An 18251-nucleotide genomic window follows, 5' to 3' on the forward strand; every position below is an offset into this window, starting at 1 on the left:
GGTCAGCCGGGCTCGTCTTGGCGTTCGTACGCGTAGATCCACTTACGGAAGGGCGGGATCAGGTCCTCGATGATCGCAGCCATCTCCGAGGCCGCGTCGGCCAGTTCCCGATCACCCGGCGGTACGGCGGGCTCCAGGGCGTTCCTGACCACGTACGCGATCGACTCCGCCTTGGCCGCGGCGTCGATCGGCTCCTCGGAAGGGTGGACGTGGAAGCCGGTCGCCACCGCCCCGAAGGTGAACGCCAGGTTCGGCACGTCGGAGCGGAACAGGCCGTGCCGGGTCATCAGGTCGTGGAACCGCTCGGCGATGAGCAGCTCGCGACCCCGCAGGGAGGCGTCGGCCCGCGTCGCGTGCGTCCCCTCCGTGAAACCGGCGACCATCGCCCCCAGCACCGGCCTGCGGGCGACGGCCAGGAACGTGGAGGAGACCAGGCGGTGCGGCAGCAGGGTGCGCGGGTCCCGGCGCAGCTCGTCGAGGAACTCCTCCAGGTACGCGATGGACTCGCGCAGCAGCACGGCCTCGAAGAGCTGCTGCTTGGTCCGCCAGTGCAGGTAGACCGTGCCCTTGCCGATCCCGGCCTCCCGGGCGACGTCCTCGACCGTCACCTTGCGGTAGCCGTGGCGTACGAGCAGCCCGGCCGCGGCGTCGAGGATCCGGTCGGCCCGGCCGACCGGCCCGGTCTTCTCCCGCACCCCGTTCCCTCCTTCTGACGCGTTGACCAATTATGAAATCCGGTCAACACGTCAACGGTAACCCCCGCCCCGGCCCCGGACAAGCCCCCACGCCCGGACGGGTCACCTGTGTCGTCCGGATCGCCTTTTCGCGACCTCCTTCTCCCCGGCGCCCCTGTCCGGCCCAGGACCGGAACCGCGCGGGATCATCCGAGCGCCGTCACGGCCAAGGGCAAGCACAGCACGGCTCATGAAACGACACGCTGCGAGAATCGGTCATGAGCGGCAAGTCTTCGATCATGACCTGACATTTTCTGGTCGGTGCCAGGAAATCCACGTGAGCCTACTGTGGACCGCAAACCCGTGGCTGTCTTACGTGGCCAGTCGGCGGTAGCAAATGAGGGCCGCGGCGATGGCGACGAAGGATGCAAAGTGGTCGGCTCGCCGTTCATAGCGGCGATGTAAGCGTCGGCGGTCGGCCAGCCAGGGACGGACGGTCCGCTCGACCACCCAGCGGTGGCGTCTCAGGCGCTGGCTGGACTCAACCCCTCGGCGGGCGATGCGCGGGATGATCCCGCGGCTGCGCAGGAAGGTTCGCATGTGCGGGTAGTCATAGCCCTTGTCACCATGTAGCTTCGCCGGTCGGCGACGTCGCGGTCCTCGGCGGGATGCTGCGTGCCAGCGGTTCCAGCGCCAGGCCGTCGTGCGTGTTGGCCGCGCTGATTGCGACAGAGATCGGCAGGCCAGTCCGTTCGGTGATGAGATGGATCTTCACCCCGTTCTTGCCGCGATCGACAGGATTCGGACCTGTCAACTCCCCCCTTTGGCCGCTCGAACGCTGACCGAGTCGATCTCGCACCGAGACCAGTCCAGTTCTCCTCGGGCGCCGAGTTCATCCAGCAGGATCCGGTAGAGCTTGGCCCAGGCTCTAGCGTCGCTCCATTCGGTGAAGCGGCGGTGGACTGTCTGCCAGAAGGCGCCAAAGACCGGCGGGAGTTGTCGCCAAGCGCAGCCGGTAGTGGCCACGTACACGATCGCGGCCAGGATCATCCGATCGTTGATCCGCCGCCGCCCGCCGCCTTGCGGCCGAGTGGGTGTCAGCGGGACCACGCGCTGGAACAGCTCCCACAACTCATCGGGGACCGGTCACTGAAGAAACACATCCACGGACGACCTAATGACCAACCGCCAAATGAGTCGCGCTCTTATCGGCCCGTACGTGCCGTGAACGACTTGGTGACCACCTGGTCTCCTATCTCAAGACGCCAGTGGTAGCGGCCGGGTTTCAGGGAAAGGGCCGGGACGCTGAGGGAGAAGGCCGCGTCGAGCGTTGTCCCCGCGGCCAGACCTGACGGACGGCCGATCTCCACGCTTCCCGCATGATTCACGGCCGCGATGTCATCACCGGGGGTGAGGATCTCCACGGGGTGACCGTCGTCGTCACGCAGTTCAAGACGCAGGGGAATCCGCTCGTCGGCGCGATCCCACGGAATGCCGAGCAGCACGGCGACGGCATGCGGGGCACTGGGAGCACCGGTGACGGACCAGCCCGCACCGAGCATGTGGACCTTACCGCTGGGGTCGGAGACGGCCGCATCACACAGGATGAGCTGGACGTCGATCGGTGAGACCATCAGCAGGAGCGGGTGACGGCGACGCCTGCGGTGCTGGTCTCGCCGAAGGAGGGAACACCGGCCAGGGTGATGTGCGCGTTGAAGCCCCGGCTGGGGTGCTTCGTGACCCGCTTCTCGCCGCGTTCGAACGCTGCGACGATCTTCTCGACGGGCTCGTCGTCCTCGTAAAACTCGTTGGCGTCCATGTTCGCCATGATGCCTCCTCGCTCCCTGCCTGCCTGCCAACGGTGATCAGATGGGATAAGCGCTTCCAAGGTTGTACACATCATCCGGATCACTCGTCGGGTAGAGGACGACGAGCACGGTCATCGACCGGATCCGCGTTCGCACCATGGCTCTCCACCCTCGATCAGGATCATGGTTCCACACGTATTCCAGGCCCTCGCGACAGACGACCGCATCTCTGACTTCGCCTTCGTAGAGCCCATGACGGTTCTGGATCTTCTCTGCGGTGCGCGCACTGGCATTCAGCCATGCCACCCGCAGATCTTTCCTCATGCCACTCCGTCACCCGCATGGATACCCGTTCGCCTTCATCCTTCGTTGCCTCCGTGTGACGGTTACGCGAATGTACTGGTTGTCGATAAAAGCTTCTGCAGTTCCAGGTGGATTGAAAATTATGATTGAATTCAACCCCCTTTAATATGTTTAGTTGATATACCTTCCCTCTTCGCGGTCAGGCCACGGACGAGCCCGTCAGGCCCGCTCCGGGGTGGGGCGGTGCAGGACGACCGCCAGCACGACGAGCGCGACCCCGGCCAGCTCGACGGCCGAGGGGAACTGCCGGAGCACCACGACGCCGATCACCGTGGCCGTGGCCGGAAGCACCGCCACCAGCAGCGCGTAGGTGGCGCGGGTCATCCGCGCCATGGCGAGCTGGTCGCAGACGTACGGGATCACCGACGAGCAGATCCCGACCCCGATCCCGGCGGCGAGCACCATCGGGTCGGCCAGTGCGGGGGCGACCTGCCACAGCGCCACGGGCGCGACGAGGACCGAGGCGACGAGCATGGCCGCGGCCAGCGCGTCGATGCCTCCGACGTCACCACCCGCGCCACCACTTGAGCCACCACTTGAGCCGCTGCCGGTGTCACCGGTGGTGTCCCCCTCGGCGGCGCTCAGCCGCCGGGACGTACGGTGGGCCAGCACGATGTAGGCGGCGAACAGCAGCGCGTTGGCGAAGGCGAACACGAGCCCGAGCCCCTCCCCGACCGGCCGGACGTCGGTCAGCGCGTAGACGCCGCCGACGGCCGCCACGAGCGCCAGGAGGTTGCGAAGGGTCCGGGCGCCGAACGCGGCCAGCGCGATGACGGGCAGGAACTCGATCGCGGCGACGGTGCCCAGCGGGACGCGGTCGATCGCCAGGTAGAAGCAGACGTTCATGGCGGCCAGCACCGCGCCCCAGGCGACGATCGTCCGGCGGCCTCCAGCGTCGAGACGGGCGAGGATCCGCCAGGGGCGGCGCCAGAGCGCGAAGACCAGCGCGGCGCTCCAGATCCTCAGGCCCGCCACCCCGAGGGGCGCGAGCCGAGCGAACAGCAGCACGGCGAAGGCCGGGCCGAGGTAGTGGAAGACGGCACTGCCCATGAAGTAGGACCACGGGGGCACCGTCGCGATGAGGGCACGCGGGCCCGCGGACGACATGCCCCCATCGTCGACCGGCCCGTAGATTGGCAAAATGGCGAATCGAAGGATCAGGCCCGAGCGGGCGTACGAACCCAAGGGAATCGACGACCTGGACCTTCGCATCCTCACCGAGCTGCAGACCGACGCCAGGGCCGGCCTCGCCGAGCTGGGCCGCAGGGTCGGCCTGTCGGCGCCCGCGGTGGCCGAACGGGTACGGCGGCTGGAGGAGACCGGTGTGATCACCGGCTATCGCGCCGAGATCGACCCGCGGGCCCTGGGCTTCCCCGTCACGGTGATGGTCCGGATCCGCCCGGCGATCCGGGAGCTGCGGCGCATCGCCGAGATCGCCGAGAAGGTCCCCCAGATCGTCGAGTGCCACCGCATGACCGGCGACGACTGCTTCTTCTTCGTGATGCACCTGCGCACGGTCGCCGAGCTGGAGCCGATCCTCGACCTGTTCACCCCCTACGGCCATACGACGACGTCCCTCATCCACACCTCTCCCGTGCCGCGCCGCCCCCTGCCCCTGGGCTGAGCCGCCCCCGCGAAAAGGCCGCCCGGAGGCCCCGGACCGGTCTCCGAGGGCCCGGGCCGGCCTCCGCGGGCCCGGGTCAGCCGAGGACGGGCACCGACTCGACCAGGGCGACCAGGCCGCGCTCGTCGAGCAGGTCGACCGGCCGGACGGTCTCGTTGAGCAGGACGTAGTGGAAGGCCGCGCCGACCTGCGCCAGGGGGACGCCCGCCAGGTGGGACCAGGCCAGCCGGTAGGCGGCGAGCTGGACCGAGGCCGCGGCCTCGGCCTTCCCGCCCGTGGGACGGCGGCCGGTCTTCCAGTCCACCACCTCGTAGCGGCCGTCGGAGATCTGGAAGACCGCGTCCATCCGGCCGCGGACCACCCGGTCGGCGATCATCGTCTCGAAGGGGACCTCGACGTCGAGCGGTTCCCGCTCCACCCACTCGCTCTCCTCGAAGCGGGCGCGCAGCTCCTCGAGGTGGGCGTCGGTCTCCTCGAAGTCGTCGGACGCGCCCGGCAGCTCGAACTCGTCCATCAGCCGCTGCTGCCCCCAGCGTCCCTCCAGCCAGCGGTGGAAGGAGGTGCCGCGCCGGGCCAGCGGGGCGGGCTTCTTGGGCACCGGGCGGCGGATCTGCCGGGCCAGCGCCTTGGGGTCGGAGGCCAGCGTGACCAGGGCGGAGACGGTCAGGTGGGCGGGCAGCTCCACCCGTCCGGTACCGCGCCTGCGGTTCAGCTCCCGTTCCCTGAGCAGGAGCTCGATGTCGCGCTCCCACGCCTTCGCCCGTTCCCTGTCCCATCCCCGCAGGTCGGCCACGGGCACCGGCCGCTGCTCGTCGGACTCGAAGGCCACGGGCGCCGTCCGCTCCACCGCCACGGGCGGCGCGTCCCCGTCCGCGGGAAGACCCTCCTGCGCGGTCGCGGGGGCACCCGCCTTCCCGTCCGCGGGAACACCCTCCCGCGCGGGGTCACCATCCCGCGCGGTCGCGGGGGCACCCTCCCGCGCGGTCGCGGGAACGACGTCCCGGGGCGGGGGGAGGGACGGCGTCGCCTCGCCCCCGGGGTCGCCAGGGAAGGGGACGTCCTGAGGGTCCCCGAAGGGGACGTCCCGGGGATCCCCGTCGAACGCGTCCTCGGGGCCGTCCGGGAAGGGCACCTCCCCGGGGTCGTCCCCGAAGGACCCGTCGTCCGGGGCGTCGGGGAAGGGCACCTCGGAGAAGGGGGCATCGGGGAGGGGCACGTCCTCGTACACCGCGTCGTGCACCGGCCCGGAACCGGCCGGCACCGCCCGCGCGGACCCCGCCGAGCCGGAGGAGCCCGCGGGACCCGCGGCACCGGGAGAACCGGCGCGGGCGCCGTTCTCCGCCAGGGCGGCCAGGGCCGCCTCGACCATGGTCGCGCCGTCCAGGACGGCGGCGTAGCGGACGTCGTCCGGCGCGATCGGCCAGGCGGACTCGGGCGGCTCGGCCAGCAGCGGGTTGGTGGCGCCCTCCTCCGGCTCCGGGGCCCAGAACGCCACCCGGCCGCAGGTGTCGCGGATCTCCACCAGGAAGTCGGACGGCTCCAGCGGCTTGGCCGCGGTGCCCCAGCGGTACCCCGACGCGATCAGCAGGTAGTGCGCGCGGGTGACCGCGACGTAGGCCAGGCGGCGCTCCTCCAGCAGGTCGCGGTCGCGGCAGCGCTCGTCGAACTCGGCCAGCTCCTCCTTGCTCAGCCCGGTCAGGACGGGCAGGTCGGAGGCGTCGCCGCGGAGCGGGTAGGGCAGCTTGCGGGGGTTCTCGGTCCACTTGGGGCTGGTCGTGGGACGGGCCGGGAACATGGTGCCGACGGTGAGCGTCCCGGCCTTCGACAGCGCCTGCGACAGGCCGGGCACCACCACCACCGGCCACTCCAGGCCCTTGGAGGCGTGCACGGTCATCAGCTTGACGCTGTTGCTCTCGCCCACCCGCCCGGCGTCCAGGCCGTTCTCCTCCTCGTCGGCCGCCTTCAGGAACGCCAGGAACGCGCCCAGCGTCGGGTCCTCGGAGTCCCCGGCGAACCGGGAGGCGGCGTCCAGGAAGGCGTCCAGGTCGGCGCGGGCCGCGAACGGGCCGACGGCCGTCCCCCGGGCCGCCACCTCGATGTCCAGGCCGAGCCGGCGCTCCACCTCCTGGATCAGGTCCGGGAGCGGCTGGCCGGTGTGGGCGCGCAGCAGGCGCAGCTCCTGGGCGACGGAGACCAGCCGGACCCGCGCCAGCGGGGAGAACAGGTCCTGCCACTCCGGACGGTCGGGCAGCTCGTCGAGGGCGTCGATGAGGCTGCCGCGCTCCTCGGCCATGTCCGCCACCACCTGGTCCAGCGGATCGGCCACCGGGGAGGCGCCCTCGCGGGTCTCCCGGTTCAGCTCGCGGGCCCGCTCCCCCAGCTCCCGCAGGTCGGCGGGGCCGATCCGCCAGCGGGGACCGGACAGCAGCCGCACCAGGGCGTCCCCGGCGCTCGGATCGTAGATCACCCGCAGCGTGGAGACGATGTCGGCCACCTCGGGCACGGTCAGCAGGCCGCCCAGCCCGACGATCTCCACCGGGATGCCCCTCGACTCCAGCGCCCGGCGCAGCGCGGGGAACTGCGAGCGCTTGCGCGCCAGGATCGCCACGTCGTGGGGCTGGAGCGCCTGCGGGCCGCCCCAGACGCTCTGCTTGGCCCGCTTGCGCTCCCCCTCGCCCCAGGGCATGCCGTCGGGCGCGCTCTCGGCTCCCAGCACCCGGGCGATGCCCGCGGCGATCCAGTCCGCCTCGTCGTCGGCGGTCTCGTGGAAGGCGCACACCACCCGGCCGCGCTCGACCCGGTTGCCGCCGGGCACCAGGACCGGCACCTCCCTGGCCTCCATCCGCAGCGGCAGCTGGAGCCGGGCGGCGACGTCCAGCACGGCGTCGCCGTTGCGGAAGCTCACCGACAGGCGGCGGATCGGGGCGAGCTCCCCGGCGGCGGTCCTGAAGTCGCGGGGGAAGCGGGTCAGGTTGCCCGCGGAGGCGCCGCGCCAGCCGTAGATGGACTGGCAAGGGTCGCCCACGGCCGTCACCGGGTGGCCGCCGCCGAACAGGGCGCGCAGCAGCACGAGCTGGGCGTGGCTGGTGTCCTGGTACTCGTCCAGCAGGACGACGGCGAACCGGCCGCGCTCGATCTCGCCGACCTCGGCGTGCTTGGACGCGATCCGGGCCGCGAGCGCCATCTGGTCGCCGTGGTCGACGACCTCCCGGCCCCGCTTGAGCCGGTCGTACGCCTCCACCAGCGGCAGCAGCTGCTCCCTGGCCCGCTGGGTGAGCAGCGGCCTGCGCTGGTCCTTGATCGGCGTGCCGGGCAGCTCGGCGAAACGGGCGTCCAGCCAGGCGCCGACGTCGCGCACGTCCTGCGGGGTGCGCAGGTGCTCGGCCATCTCCCCGGCCAGCTCCAGCACCGCGCGGGTGACGGTCGCCGGGCTCCACTCGACCTCCGCCATCGGCCCGTCGTAGGCGCTGACCACCCGCACGGCGAGCTGCCAGGCGACGGCCGGGGAGATCAGGCGCATGGTCGGCTCCAGCGCCTCGCGCAGCGCGTGGTCGGTGACCAGGCGGGCCGCGTACGCGTGGTAGGTGGAGATGGTCGGCTCGCCCTCCATCTGCTGGGCGGGCACCTGGCCGGTCTCGACCAGGCCGGTGAGCCGCTCGCGCACCCGGGCGGCCAGCTCGCCCGCGGCCTTCCTGGTGAAGGTCAGGCCGAGCACCTGCTCGGGGCGGACCAGCCCGTTGGCCACCAGCCAGACGACGCGCCCGGCCATGGTCTCGCTCTTGCCCGACCCGGCCCCGGCCATCACGACCATCGGCTCCAGGCCGGCCTCGATCACCTCGGCCTGTTCCGGGGTCGGCGGCAGGATGCCCAGCTTGGCGGCCAGCTGGACCGGACTCAGCACGCGGCGCCCCCGCGGCGGTCGGCGGGCCTCAGCACACCTGGTCCCCGTTCTTGCTGACCGGGCAGCTCGACCGTACGGCGCAGGTACGGCAGCCGTCGTTGACCTTCGCCTGGAAGAACGGCCCCGACATGCCGGTCGCGACGGTGTCGACCATGTCGCGCGCCCAGCCGGGGTCGGGGTCCTCCGACAGGGGCGGCTGCGTCTGCTCCTTGGCGCCCTTCTTGCCCGCGGCGTCGCCCACCTGGACCAGGGCGGCACCGCCCGGCTCGGTCATGCCGTGCCGCTGGAAGGCTCCCAGCAGCGCGGCGAGCTGGTAGACCCCGAGCTGGGGGTGGCGCTCCAGGTCGGCGTCCCTGGGACCGTTCTTCCCGGTCTTGATGTCGATGATCACCGCCCGGCCCTCGCCGTCGCGCTCGACCCGGTCGACCCGCCCCTTGATCTGCACCCCCTCGGAGACCGTGGCCGTGAACGCCTCCTCCAGGCCGACCAGCTCGCGGGGGTTCTCCTGGTGCCAGCGGACGAACTTGGAGATCATCTCCTCGGCGACCCTGCGCTGCTTGCGGTTGTACCAGACGCCGCCGAAGTCGAGCTCGTGCCAGACGTCGTCCAGGCGCTTGCCGAGGGTCTCCTCGGTGGGCATGCCGGTCGCGGCGAGCACGGCCAGCGCGTGCACGACCGTGCCCAGGCCGCGGGCCACGTCGGTGCCTCCCGCGCCGACCGAGGTCTCCAGCAGCCAGCGCAGGCCGCACTTGCTGAAGCTCTCCACCGCCGAGGGCGAGACGCGCACGATGTCGTCGGGCCAGCTCAGCGGGCGGTCGTCGGACAGGGGCGTCAGGGCGTACCAGTCGTTGGGGTGGGCGCCGGGCACGCCGGCGGCGGCGAGCCTGGCCAGGTGCGCGGCGGCGGACCTGCGCAGCGGTTCCGGCCGGGTGGAGTCGGCGACCGCCGACCGCAGGTCGGCCACGAGCGCGGACATGCTCAGCCAGCGCGAGCGCTCGTCCATGCCGCTCTCCTCGGCCGAGCCGGGCACCAGCTCGGTCAGGAAGCGCGAGGGCCGCTCCTCGGTGTCGTCGCCGCCCACCGCGGTGACGACGAGCCGCTTCCTCGCCCGGGTCGCGGCCACGTAGAACAGCCGGCGCTCCTCGGCCAGCAGCTGGGAGGCGAGCGCGGCGTGGACGGCCGCCGGGTTCTCGTGCTCGGAGCCCTCGGCCCTGGCGACCATGTCGTCGGTGCTCAGCATGGACCCGCGCAGCCGCAGGTCCGGCCAGGCGCCCTCCTGGACCCCGGCCACGACCACCACGTCCCACTCCAGGCCCTTGGCGCGGTGCGCGGTCATGATGCGGACCGTGTCGCCGTCGGGGGCCCGTTCGGCCAGGGAGTCCCCGGGGATCTCCTGGGCGACCAGGTCCTCGACGAACACGTCCACCCCGGCGTGCGGGAGCCGGTCGACGAACCGGGCGGCCTGGTCGAAGAGCGCCACCACGGCGTCCAGGTCGCGGTCGGCCATGGCGCCCCTGACACCGCCCCGCAGGCTGGTCTCGGTCCACCGGGAGGCGAGCCCGGTGGCCTGCCAGACGGCCCACAGCACGTCCTCCGCGGTGCCGCCGCGCCGTACGGCCTCGGTGGCGGCGGAGAGCAGCCCGGCCACCCGCTCGGCGGGCGCGGCCACGTGCGGCTCGACCCGCACCAGCTCCCGCGCGTCCTTCAGGGCCGCGACCAGCAGCTCGCCCGAGGAACGCGGCCCGGTGGCCTCCCGCTCGACGGGCAGGTCCGCCATGCCGTCCGCCCCGTCCGCCCCTTCCGCGGTTCCCTTCGCCGGCCCGTCCCCGTCCGTTCCCTCCGCGGGCCCGTCCCCGTCCGACGTTCCCCGCGCCGCGGTCCCGGCGTCGCCGGTCGCGTTCCCGTCGCCGGGAACGGTCTCGCTTTCGTCGCCGGAACCGCCTTCGGCCTCGGTCCCGGCCTCGGTCCCGGTCCCGGCCGTGGAATCGCCTGTGGAATCGCCCGCGGGCCCGTCCGCCGGTCCGGTGCCGCCCCCGTCGGCCGTGCTCCCCTCGGCCCCCTCGGGCCCGTCTGCCGGTACGCCTCCGGGGTGGGCCAGCGCCTCGTGCTCGGCGACCCGCAGGGCGCGGCGCAGCCGGCGGACGCCGATCATGTCGGTGCCGCCGAGCGCGCCGGTCAGCAGCTCCTCGGCCATCCCCTCGTCCAGGTTCTCCGGGTGCAGCGCCACCTGGATCAGCCTGATCAGCGGCCGGACCCCCGGCTCCTGGAACGGCGGCACCTCGCCGCCGGTGACCATGACCGGCACCCCCGCGGTGACCAGGGCCCGGCGCAGCAGCGGCACCTGGCGGGTGGCGGAACGCACCAGCACCGCCATCCGCGACCAGGGGACGCCGTCCAGCAGGTGCGCCCGGCGGAGCGTGTCGGCCACGATCGCCGCCTCCTGGGGGGTGCCGTCGGCCACCAGCACCTTCACGTCGCCGGGAACGGCGTCCGGCAGCGCGCGCAGGTCGCGGTGGGCGGCCCCGCCCGGGGTCGCGGGCAGCCGGGAGGTGATCCGGCGGGTGGCCCGGAGCAGTTCGGCGCCGCTGCGGCGGCAGACGCGCAGCGCGACGACGGGCGCCTTGGCCCCGGCGGCGTCGCGGAAGCGGTCGGGGAAGTTCATGATCCCCCGCACGTCGGCGCCGCGGAACCCGTAGATCGACTGGTCCGGGTCGCCGACCACGACCAGGTCGCGCCCCTCCCCGGCGAGCTGCTGGAGCAGGAACTCCTGCGCCGGGTCGGTGTCCTGGTACTCGTCGACGAAGACGGCGTCGTACGCGGACCGCTCGCGGGCCCGGACGTCGGGGTCGGAGAGCAGCGCACCGGCGGCGCGGATCAGCTCGGCGTAGTCGAGCACCGGCTCGACGTCGAGGTCGAACCTGGCCTGGTAGCGGCCGGCGAACCTGCCTGCGGCCACCCAGTCGGGACGGCCGTGGCGGCGGCCCAGCTCGACCAGCTCGGGCCCGTCGAGGCCGCGTTCGGCGGCACGGGCCAGGAAGTCGCGCAGCTCCCCGGCGAAACCCCGGGTCTTGAGGGCCTCGTGCATGTCCTGCGGCCAGTGCACGGCGCCGTCCTCCAGCTCGCCGTGCAGCAGGCGACGGATCTCCAGCAGCTGCTCGGGGCCGGTCAGCAGGCGCGGCGGCACCTGCCCGGCGAGCAGGGCCTCGCGGCGGAGCAGGGCGTAGGCGTAGCTGTGGAAGGTGAGGGCCAGCGGGGTGCGGGTGGTGCGCCGCAGCCGGGCGGTGATGCGCTCGCGCAGCTCCTCGGCGGCCTTGCGGCTGAAGGTGAGGACGATCACCCGCTCGGGGTCGGTGCCGCGGCGCTCGATCCGGTCGACCACGCTCTCCACGATCGTGGTGGTCTTGCCCGTACCGGGCCCGGCGAGCACGAGCAGCGGGCCTCCCCCGTGCGCCACCACCGCCCGCTGGTGCTCGTCGAGCACAGGGGCAACAGCCCTCCCTGCATCCTCACGACGTACCAGCCGCCAGTCCCGACCACTCACAACTCGCCATTCCACCAGATCCCGGACGATGATCGTGCCGAGTCCGGGGGTACGGCATGGCGGATTCCGCGCCGGGCGTGGCGGACGGCGGGCGGGTGCGGGACGGCGCGGCCCTCGGGGCACCGCCCGGACCTGGGCGGAAGCGCCGCAGGGCGCCGGAGGCGGGGGCTCCCGGGAATCCGTTCGAGAAAACGGTGCCCGGGAGCCCGCCGGGCGGGTCAGGAGGCGAAGACGTGGTCCACGAGTCTCGCGGTCGCCTTGCCGTCGTCGCGGGGCGCGTAGGTGCGCTGGAAGAGCTCGTAGCGCTCGGCGTGGGCGGCGGCCACCTCGTCGATCGCACTCAGGGCACCGACGACCTCGGCCGAGGTGGACAGCAGCGGTCCGGGCGCCTCGGCGGCCAGGTCCAGGTACAGGCCCCGCTTGGAGGAGTAGCGCTGCAGGTCGTAGGTGAAGAAGAGCATCGGGCGGCCGGTCGCGGCGAAGTCCACCATGACCGACGAGTAGTCCGTGATCAGCACGTCCGCGATCAGCAGCAGGTCCGTGACGTCAGGGTACGTCGTGACGTCGCGTCCGAGGCCGGCGGGCACGTTCGGCGCCGCCTGCATCGAGTGCGCCCTGATCAGGAACTCGTGGCCGGGGCCGAGCGCCCGTCGCGCCTCGGCCAGGTCCAGGCGGACCGAGGCGTTCCTGCGGTCGTAGTCGCGGTAGGTCGGCGCGTAGAGCACCACCCTGGCTCCCTCGGCGATGCCGAGCCGCTCCCGCACCCGCGCCGCCAACTCCTCGCGGTCCGGGGCCACCAGCACGTCGTTGCGCGGGTAGCCGCTCTCGAGGACCTCCCCCTGGTAACCGAAGCCCCGGCGCAGCACCGGGGTCGCCCAGGGGCTCTGCGAGATCAGCAGGTCCCAGCCGCGCACCTCGGCGGCCTGCCGGTGCCAGGCCGGAGGGCGCGGGTCGCGGGACATGTGCGGCAGGTCGTTGCCCATCCGCTTGAGCGGGGTGCCGTGCCAGGTCTGCACGACCGTCTGGTCGTCGCGCGCCCGGAACCACGGCGGCAGGAAGCCGTTGGTCACCACGTACCGTGAGCGGGCCAGCACCGCGTAGTGCTCGCGGCTGCCCGCGCGCACCACGGTCGGCGCGGCGCCCTCGGCCCCCAGTTCGGCGGGTCCGGGGGGCGTGAACGCGCCGTCCTTGACCACCCAGATGTGCTCGCCGCCGTCACCGCGCCGCACCCGCTCCTCGTAGATCGCGCGGACGTTGCCCTCGTACTGCCGCCCGTCGTAGGCGACGTAGACGGTCGCGTCGGTGAGCTCGCGGGCCCGCTCGGCGGGGTAGAAACCCCGGCGCAGCGCGTACAGGCCGCCCGCGCCCTTCTCGTCGTCGGGCAGGTGCTCGGCCACGGAGAGCACCGGGATGTCGAAGCGGGTGGAGATCAGCCGGTACTCGCGGTCGTCGCGGATCTTCGGCTCCTCGTCCAGCCCGTCCAGGATGGCGTGGTCGACGCGGAACGGGACGATCTGGCCCTTGCCCGTCCCCGTGCGGACCGCCATGCTCCAGGTGCCGCTGCCCAGCGGGGCCGTGTCGCCGAACCTCGGCATCGCGGCGGGGGTGAACCGCACCGTGAACCGGGAGCCGTCGCGCTCCAGGGGGACGGCGTGGATCAGGCCGGTACGGTGCTTGAGGGTCAGCTCGGCCGCGCCGGAGCCGGGGAAGGAGCCCTCCAGGGTGAGCGCGCCCCTCTCGTCCCAGACGGCAGAGGTGATGACCGGCCGGATCCGGTGGGCGGAGACGATCACCCGGTCACGGCGGTCGCGCAGGACGGTGATCTCCCGGTCGCCGACGACCGTGCGGCTCTCCTCGGCCTTGCCGATCATGACGGAGGCCGCCGGGTCGCCCTTGGGCTCGATCCAGAGCCGGCCGCCGTCGCGTTCCTGCAGCAGCGAGTCGACCGCGAGCGGCACCACGACGGCGGTGCCGCCCTCGACGGGGGTGAAGTCCGCGGCGATCCGGTGACCGTCCAGGCGGGCCTGGCCCCTGGTCACCTCCTTGCCCGGCAGGAAGACGTCCACCTCCAGGCGCTCGCCCTCCAGCCGCACACCGGTCAGCTCGGCCCGGGTGGGCTGCAGCACGATCTGCAGCGCCCGGTCGGAGGTCCAGACCGGGCGGATCCACCAGCCCTTGCCGAGGTCCAGGCCCGAGGGCCGTTCGGTACGGCCGGTGCTGGGCCCGCGCAGCAGGCCGACGGAGCGGGCGCCCCGGCTCCAGATCACGATCTCGGCGCGCCAGGTGGTGGTGTCCTGCACGGCCTCGCGGTGGCGCAGCATCCGCTTGCCGCCGCGCACCACGGCCCGCACCGCCGAACGCCAGCGCAGCGGCCAGGGGCTCAGCTCGGCGACGAATCCGGACCAGTCGTAGTTGCAGCCGGCCTCCTCGGCCCCGTGGGTCGCCTCGGGGTGGAAGACCCTGCGGGTGCGCATCCGCACCGGCGGCAGCCAGCGCGGGCCGCGCAGCACCACGCTCGCCCGGTTGAAGCGGCGGCTGCGCACCGACAGGCCCGCCAGGTAGGCGTGCCCGCTGACGCGCAGCCGTCCACCCGACCAGGACAGGTCCTCGACCTGCGTCATCGGGATCAGGTCGGCGGCCCGCAGCCGGTACAGCGCCTCGGGCAGCTCGTCCTGGAGCGGCAGGTCGGCGTACCAGCGCAGGTTCTTGCGGACGCGCTTGGACGGCTCGGCCGCGGCGGTCACCAGCTTCTGCAGCGCGTCGCCGTCGGCGAGCTCGTCCACGGGGCGGTGCTCGATCAGGTGGAAGGCGATCCTGCGGGCGACCGGCAGCTCGCGCTTGACCTTCGGGTCGACCCCGGTCACGTACGGCTTCACCAGCGTGACGAACTCGCGGCGGCGGGCCGCGCCGCGCTTGGTCGCGATGTCCAGGCGGGTGCCCAGCGGCCCGGCCAGCACGTCGGCGTCGAAGCGGCGGCGTTCCTCCGGTTTCAGCCCGCCGGCCAGGACGGCGTCCATGACCGCGCCGAGCGGCTCTCCCCGGTCGCAGAGGTCCTGGACAGCCCGCAGCCGGTCAACGACGGGATCGCCGCTGGCTCGTACGGGGGTGGCACCGGTGGCCATGGGGAAAGCACCGCCTTTCGGACAGAGCGCTGTCCTTGGCCATGGTAGTGCGCCCCGGCGGAGGCGGTTACGCCGTGGAATACGGGCCTGAGCGATTTACAGGATTTCGTGATCTATGGTTTCCCGTCCCATCTGGCCGCGCGCATGTCCACGCGCACGCCCCGCAGCGGGGTCCGCTCCGCCCCCCAGCTCTCCAGGCAGCGCCGCTCGTGGCCGGGCGGGGCGGTGCCGTCCGCGTGCACCACGCGCCACCAGGGAACACCCCCGCCCCAGGTGGACATCACCCTGCCGACCTGGCGCGGGCCCCCCTCGCCCAGGTACTCGGCGATGTCGCCGTAGGACATGACCATGCCCGGCGGGATCCGCTCGACCAGGTCGAGCACCCGCTCGGCGTACGGCGTGGGGTGGCCTACCTGCTCCATACGGTCGGCCCGGCCGCGAGGATCTCGTCGAGCGTGCCGAACTCGTAGGCCGTCGAGCCGTTCAGCTGCTCGACCAGGCCGTCGCGGATCGCGTAGGACTCGCCGTCCTCACCGACCAGCCGTGCCCCCAGGAGCGCGGAGACGCGCGCCAGCTGGGCCACCTGCCAGTCGGAGCCCGGAGTTCCGGACAGGCCGCCGTTCCATACCGCTATGGCATGGACGACCCCGTCGTGCCGGGCCAGGATCTCTCCCGCCTCCTGCGTCCCCCTGAACTCGAACCCCGCCTGCCCCAGCACGGCCGCGAGCTCCGCGAAGGCGAGAGGCGCAGGGCGCTCCACGCGCAACTCGTACCCCATAGGGCGCGAGACTAGCGAACGCGGCCGACGTTCCGGGGCGGGAATTCAGACATCCGGGCTACCGCATCCGAACGTTGTCCAAAACGCAGTCGAATCGACGTCGAACGGTGCTCACGCCCGCGACCTCCGGCGCCATCTCCCCGCGGGCGCCACGGCCCCGGACGCGCCCTGGCCGGTACTCCGGCCCGCGCTCCGGCCGGCACCCCCGCCGGTGTCGCGATCGGGGCGCCGGTTGAGCATCACCACGCCCCCGGCGAACGCCAGCAGGCCCCCGACGAGACCCGCCCCGTACAGCCAGAGCCGCGCCGGCTCGGGGCCGGGCGTGCTGGGCCCGGCGGAGGGCAGTCCCTCCCCGAAGTGCATGCCCTCGGGCACCGGGAGCGGCACCCGCACCGCGCCCGCCGTCAGCCGGCCCGCCTCGGCCAGGGCCCCGGCGGCGTTCACCACGCCGAACCCGAGGTGGTCGTCGTAGCCGCCCCGGGGACGGGCCGTGGCCGAGGAGGTGAGGGCGCGCGCCACCAGGTGCGGGGAGATCGTGGGATATTTCGCTTTTATCAGTGCGGCGACCCCGGCCACCAGGGCGGCCGCGGAGCTGGTCCCCTCCGACGAGCCGTACCCCCCGCCGGGCAGGACCACCGGGACGCCGACCCCCGGCGCCACGACCTGCACCGACAGGTTGTCGCTGCTGAACTCCGCCGGCCTGCCCATCTCGTCCACCGCGCCCACGCCGATGACGCCGGAGTAGCCGGCCGGGAAGTTCCAGAAGGACGTGCCCTTCTCCAGGGTGTAGGCGGAGTCGCCGTCGTTGCCCACGGCCGCGACCAGCACCACGCCCTTGGACAGCGCGTACGCCACGGCCTCCCGCTCGCTCTGCTCCGGCCCGTAGGCCCCCAGCGACATGCTGACGACCTGGGCCCCGTGGTCGACGGCGTAGCGGATCGCCAGGGCCAGGGGGCTGCCCGCGTTCGAGCCCAGGTTCTCGTCGCGCAGGGGGGAGCGGCCGTCCGCCCGCTCCTCGACGATCAGCGGCAGCGAGAGGACCCGGGCCTCGGGGGCGGTCCCGAACACTCCCTGGGTGCCGCTCCTGCCGGCCCCGGCGATGAGCGAGGCCATGGCGGTGCCGTGCCGACCGGCGTCCGGCCGGTCCCGGTCGAACTCGATCGATCCCATGTCGGGACCGGAGATCACCCGCCCGCGCAGCTCGGCCACCCGGTCGTCGACCCCGCTGTCCACCAGCGCCACGGTGACGCCCGCGCCCCGGGTGACCTTCCACGCCTGCTCGACGCCGAGCATCTCCAGCACCCAGCGCTGGTCCCTGCGCGCGTTCGCGGCCTCGTCCGGCGGGGCCGAGGCGTCCGGGGAGGCCGAGACGCCGTCCGGGGAGGCGGGACCGGCGAGGGCACGGGCCGGAAGGGCGGGACCCTGAAGGACGGGCCCCTGAAGGGCGAAGACCTGAAGGGTGGAGGACCGAGGGGCGGAGACCTGGAAGGCGGAGGCCGCCGTGGCCGGGGACGCGACCGGCACGGCCAGCGCCGTCAGCGCCGTCAGCGCGCAGAGCGCGGCCCGCGCTTTCGCGGCACGGAGCCGGAACGGCCTCAGCACACGTTCCCCTGGGTGCACTGGGGCACGGCGCTGGGCTCGTCGCCGAGGGCGCGGGCGATGCGCCCGGCGACCGCCTGGGCGGCGGGCCACAGCTCGCTGTGCAGGATCTCCTCCGGGGCGACCGCCTGGCGGGTGCGGCCGTCGGCGTAACCGGCGGCCGAGAAGACGAGGTAGGGGCCGACCCCGGTCCAGGCGTTGCGCTGGCGCTGCGCGGCCCCGAACAGCTCGCTCGCGGTGCCCGGGAAGGCCACCGGGCGCACCCCCACCCGGTCGTCCACGGCCAGCTGGCCGGACGCGGCGATCCGGCGGTCCTCGTCGCCGAGCACGGCGATGCCCACGGTGAAGACGAAGGTGGACGTCTGGTCGGCGTAGGTGGCGCGCAGCAGCGTGCGGCAGCCGTACTCGGTCAGCACCGAGCCGACGGGCGCGTCCGTGCCGGCCGCGCAGGAGACCTCGGGGGCCAGGCCGATCCTGCGGGCGTACTGCTGCACCCGGCCCAGGCCGATGTACTCCAGCTCGACGGGGAAGACCAGGTCCGCCGACCAGGTCCGCCAGCGGCCGGCGATGTCCTCCCGGATGTAGCGGGCCTGCTCGGCGGCGGTCAGCGGGCGCGAGTTCGTCTCGCGCAGCAGCCCCACCGCGCCGGTCAGCACATTGGTCCCGGCGACGGCGAGGATGGTGCCGATCAGGATCAGGAAGATCGTACGGAAGCGGATGCCCTGTTCCAGGTCGGCCAGCTCGGCGCGCTGGATCGCCGCGCGGTCACGGCGTGTCGCGGGCCAGCTCCGCACCCGTGCCCGCCTGGCCCCGGCCCCGGGTCCTGCCCCGGCACCCGGCC

At 73.2% G+C, this 18251-nt stretch carries 13 protein-coding genes and 1 pseudogene; 1 reads left to right on the forward strand and 13 read right to left on the reverse strand.

Features of this window, described 5'->3' with window-relative positions:
• Positions 1 to 2: 2 nt before the first annotated feature.
• From ACIBCT_RS12740 to ACIBCT_RS12765, 6 genes and pseudogenes are all read right to left on the reverse strand, one after another.
• Complete coding sequence (locus ACIBCT_RS12740) at positions 3 to 695, reverse strand: TetR/AcrR family transcriptional regulator (protein WP_399187826.1); 693 nt, start codon at positions 693 to 695, stop codon at positions 3 to 5.
• 351 nt (positions 696 to 1046) lie between these two features.
• Positions 1047 to 1805, reverse strand: a pseudogene (locus ACIBCT_RS12745) (IS5 family transposase).
• Positions 1806 to 1879: 74 nt separating this feature from the next.
• Positions 1880 to 2308, reverse strand: coding sequence for a DUF6941 family protein (locus ACIBCT_RS12750; protein ID WP_399187828.1), 429 nt, complete (start codon positions 2306 to 2308; stop codon positions 1880 to 1882).
• Entirely contained in the window at positions 2308 to 2502 is a 195-nt protein-coding gene (locus ACIBCT_RS12755) for a hypothetical protein (RefSeq protein ID WP_399187829.1), read from the reverse strand. Before ACIBCT_RS12755 ends, ACIBCT_RS12750 begins: the two co-directional genes overlap by 1 nt.
• Positions 2503 to 2539: 37 nt before the next feature.
• Positions 2540 to 2806 (reverse strand): hypothetical protein, encoded by a 267-nt coding sequence (locus tag ACIBCT_RS12760; RefSeq protein ID WP_399187831.1) that lies wholly within the window; start codon positions 2804 to 2806, stop codon positions 2540 to 2542.
• Between the two features lie 198 nt (positions 2807 to 3004).
• Positions 3005 to 3952: an EamA family transporter gene (locus tag ACIBCT_RS12765; protein ID WP_399187833.1), complete on the reverse strand. Its 948-nt coding sequence runs from the start codon at positions 3950 to 3952 to the stop codon at positions 3005 to 3007.
• A 34-nt stretch (positions 3953 to 3986) separates the two neighbouring features.
• Between ACIBCT_RS12765 and ACIBCT_RS12770 the strand changes: the two genes are divergently transcribed.
• Positions 3987 to 4469 (forward strand): Lrp/AsnC family transcriptional regulator, encoded by a 483-nt coding sequence (locus ACIBCT_RS12770; protein WP_399187835.1) that lies wholly within the window; start codon positions 3987 to 3989, stop codon positions 4467 to 4469.
• A gap of 76 nt (positions 4470 to 4545) precedes the next feature.
• Here ACIBCT_RS12770 and ACIBCT_RS12775 read toward each other — a convergent pair whose 3' ends face one another.
• The 7 genes from ACIBCT_RS12775 to ACIBCT_RS12805 all read right to left on the reverse strand — a co-directional run bounded on the left by ACIBCT_RS12775 (position 4546) and on the right by ACIBCT_RS12805 (position 18204).
• The gene (locus tag ACIBCT_RS12775) at positions 4546 to 8370 is read right to left on the reverse strand and encodes a UvrD-helicase domain-containing protein (protein WP_399187837.1); all 3825 of its coding nucleotides are present in this window, start codon (positions 8368 to 8370) and stop codon (positions 4546 to 4548) included.
• 28 nt (positions 8371 to 8398) lie between these two features.
• On the reverse strand, positions 8399 to 11851 hold the full coding sequence (locus ACIBCT_RS12780) for a UvrD-helicase domain-containing protein (protein WP_399187839.1): 3453 nt from the start codon (positions 11849 to 11851) through the stop codon (positions 8399 to 8401).
• A 278-nt stretch (positions 11852 to 12129) separates the two neighbouring features.
• Positions 12130 to 15033, reverse strand: a complete 2904-nt coding sequence (locus ACIBCT_RS12785; RefSeq protein WP_399187841.1) for a CDP-glycerol glycerophosphotransferase family protein — start codon at positions 15031 to 15033, stop codon at positions 12130 to 12132.
• 113 nt (positions 15034 to 15146) lie between these two features.
• A complete protein-coding gene (locus ACIBCT_RS12790) occupies positions 15147 to 15455 on the reverse strand; it encodes an MGMT family protein (protein ID WP_344902269.1) in 309 nt (102 codons plus the stop codon).
• On the reverse strand, positions 15443 to 15811 hold the full coding sequence (locus tag ACIBCT_RS12795; protein ID WP_399187843.1) for a hypothetical protein: 369 nt from the start codon (positions 15809 to 15811) through the stop codon (positions 15443 to 15445). The genes ACIBCT_RS12790 and ACIBCT_RS12795 overlap by 13 nt, the downstream gene beginning before the upstream one ends.
• Before the next feature lie 111 nt (positions 15812 to 15922).
• Positions 15923 to 17413, reverse strand: coding sequence for a S8 family serine peptidase (locus ACIBCT_RS12800; protein ID WP_399187845.1), 1491 nt, complete (start codon positions 17411 to 17413; stop codon positions 15923 to 15925).
• Positions 17407 to 18204, reverse strand: coding sequence for a hypothetical protein (locus tag ACIBCT_RS12805; RefSeq protein WP_399187847.1), 798 nt, complete (start codon positions 18202 to 18204; stop codon positions 17407 to 17409). The genes ACIBCT_RS12800 and ACIBCT_RS12805 overlap by 7 nt, the downstream gene beginning before the upstream one ends.
• Positions 18205 to 18251 lie beyond the last annotated feature (47 nt).

The sequence above is a fragment of the Streptosporangium sp. NPDC050855 genome (assembly GCF_044456585.1).
Taxonomy (GTDB): domain Bacteria; phylum Actinomycetota; class Actinomycetes; order Streptosporangiales; family Streptosporangiaceae; genus Streptosporangium; species Streptosporangium longisporum.

Coding starts and splice junctions, on each gene's coding strand:
- ACIBCT_RS12795 (WP_399187843.1), bottom strand. CDS start 15,811: ATGGGGTACGAGTTGCGCGTGGAGCGCCCTGCGCCTCTCGCCTTCGCG.
- ACIBCT_RS12770 (WP_399187835.1), top strand. CDS start 3,987: ATGGCGAATCGAAGGATCAGGCCCGAGCGGGCGTACGAACCCAAGGGA.
- ACIBCT_RS12785 (WP_399187841.1), bottom strand. CDS start 15,033: ATGGCCACCGGTGCCACCCCCGTACGAGCCAGCGGCGATCCCGTCGTT.
- ACIBCT_RS12760 (WP_399187831.1), bottom strand. CDS start 2,806: ATGAGGAAAGATCTGCGGGTGGCATGGCTGAATGCCAGTGCGCGCACC.
- ACIBCT_RS12765 (WP_399187833.1), bottom strand. CDS start 3,952: ATGTCGTCCGCGGGCCCGCGTGCCCTCATCGCGACGGTGCCCCCGTGG.
- ACIBCT_RS12790 (WP_344902269.1), bottom strand. CDS start 15,455: ATGGAGCAGGTAGGCCACCCCACGCCGTACGCCGAGCGGGTGCTCGAC.
- ACIBCT_RS12750 (WP_399187828.1), bottom strand. CDS start 2,308: ATGGTCTCACCGATCGACGTCCAGCTCATCCTGTGTGATGCGGCCGTC.
- ACIBCT_RS12755 (WP_399187829.1), bottom strand. CDS start 2,502: ATGGCGAACATGGACGCCAACGAGTTTTACGAGGACGACGAGCCCGTC.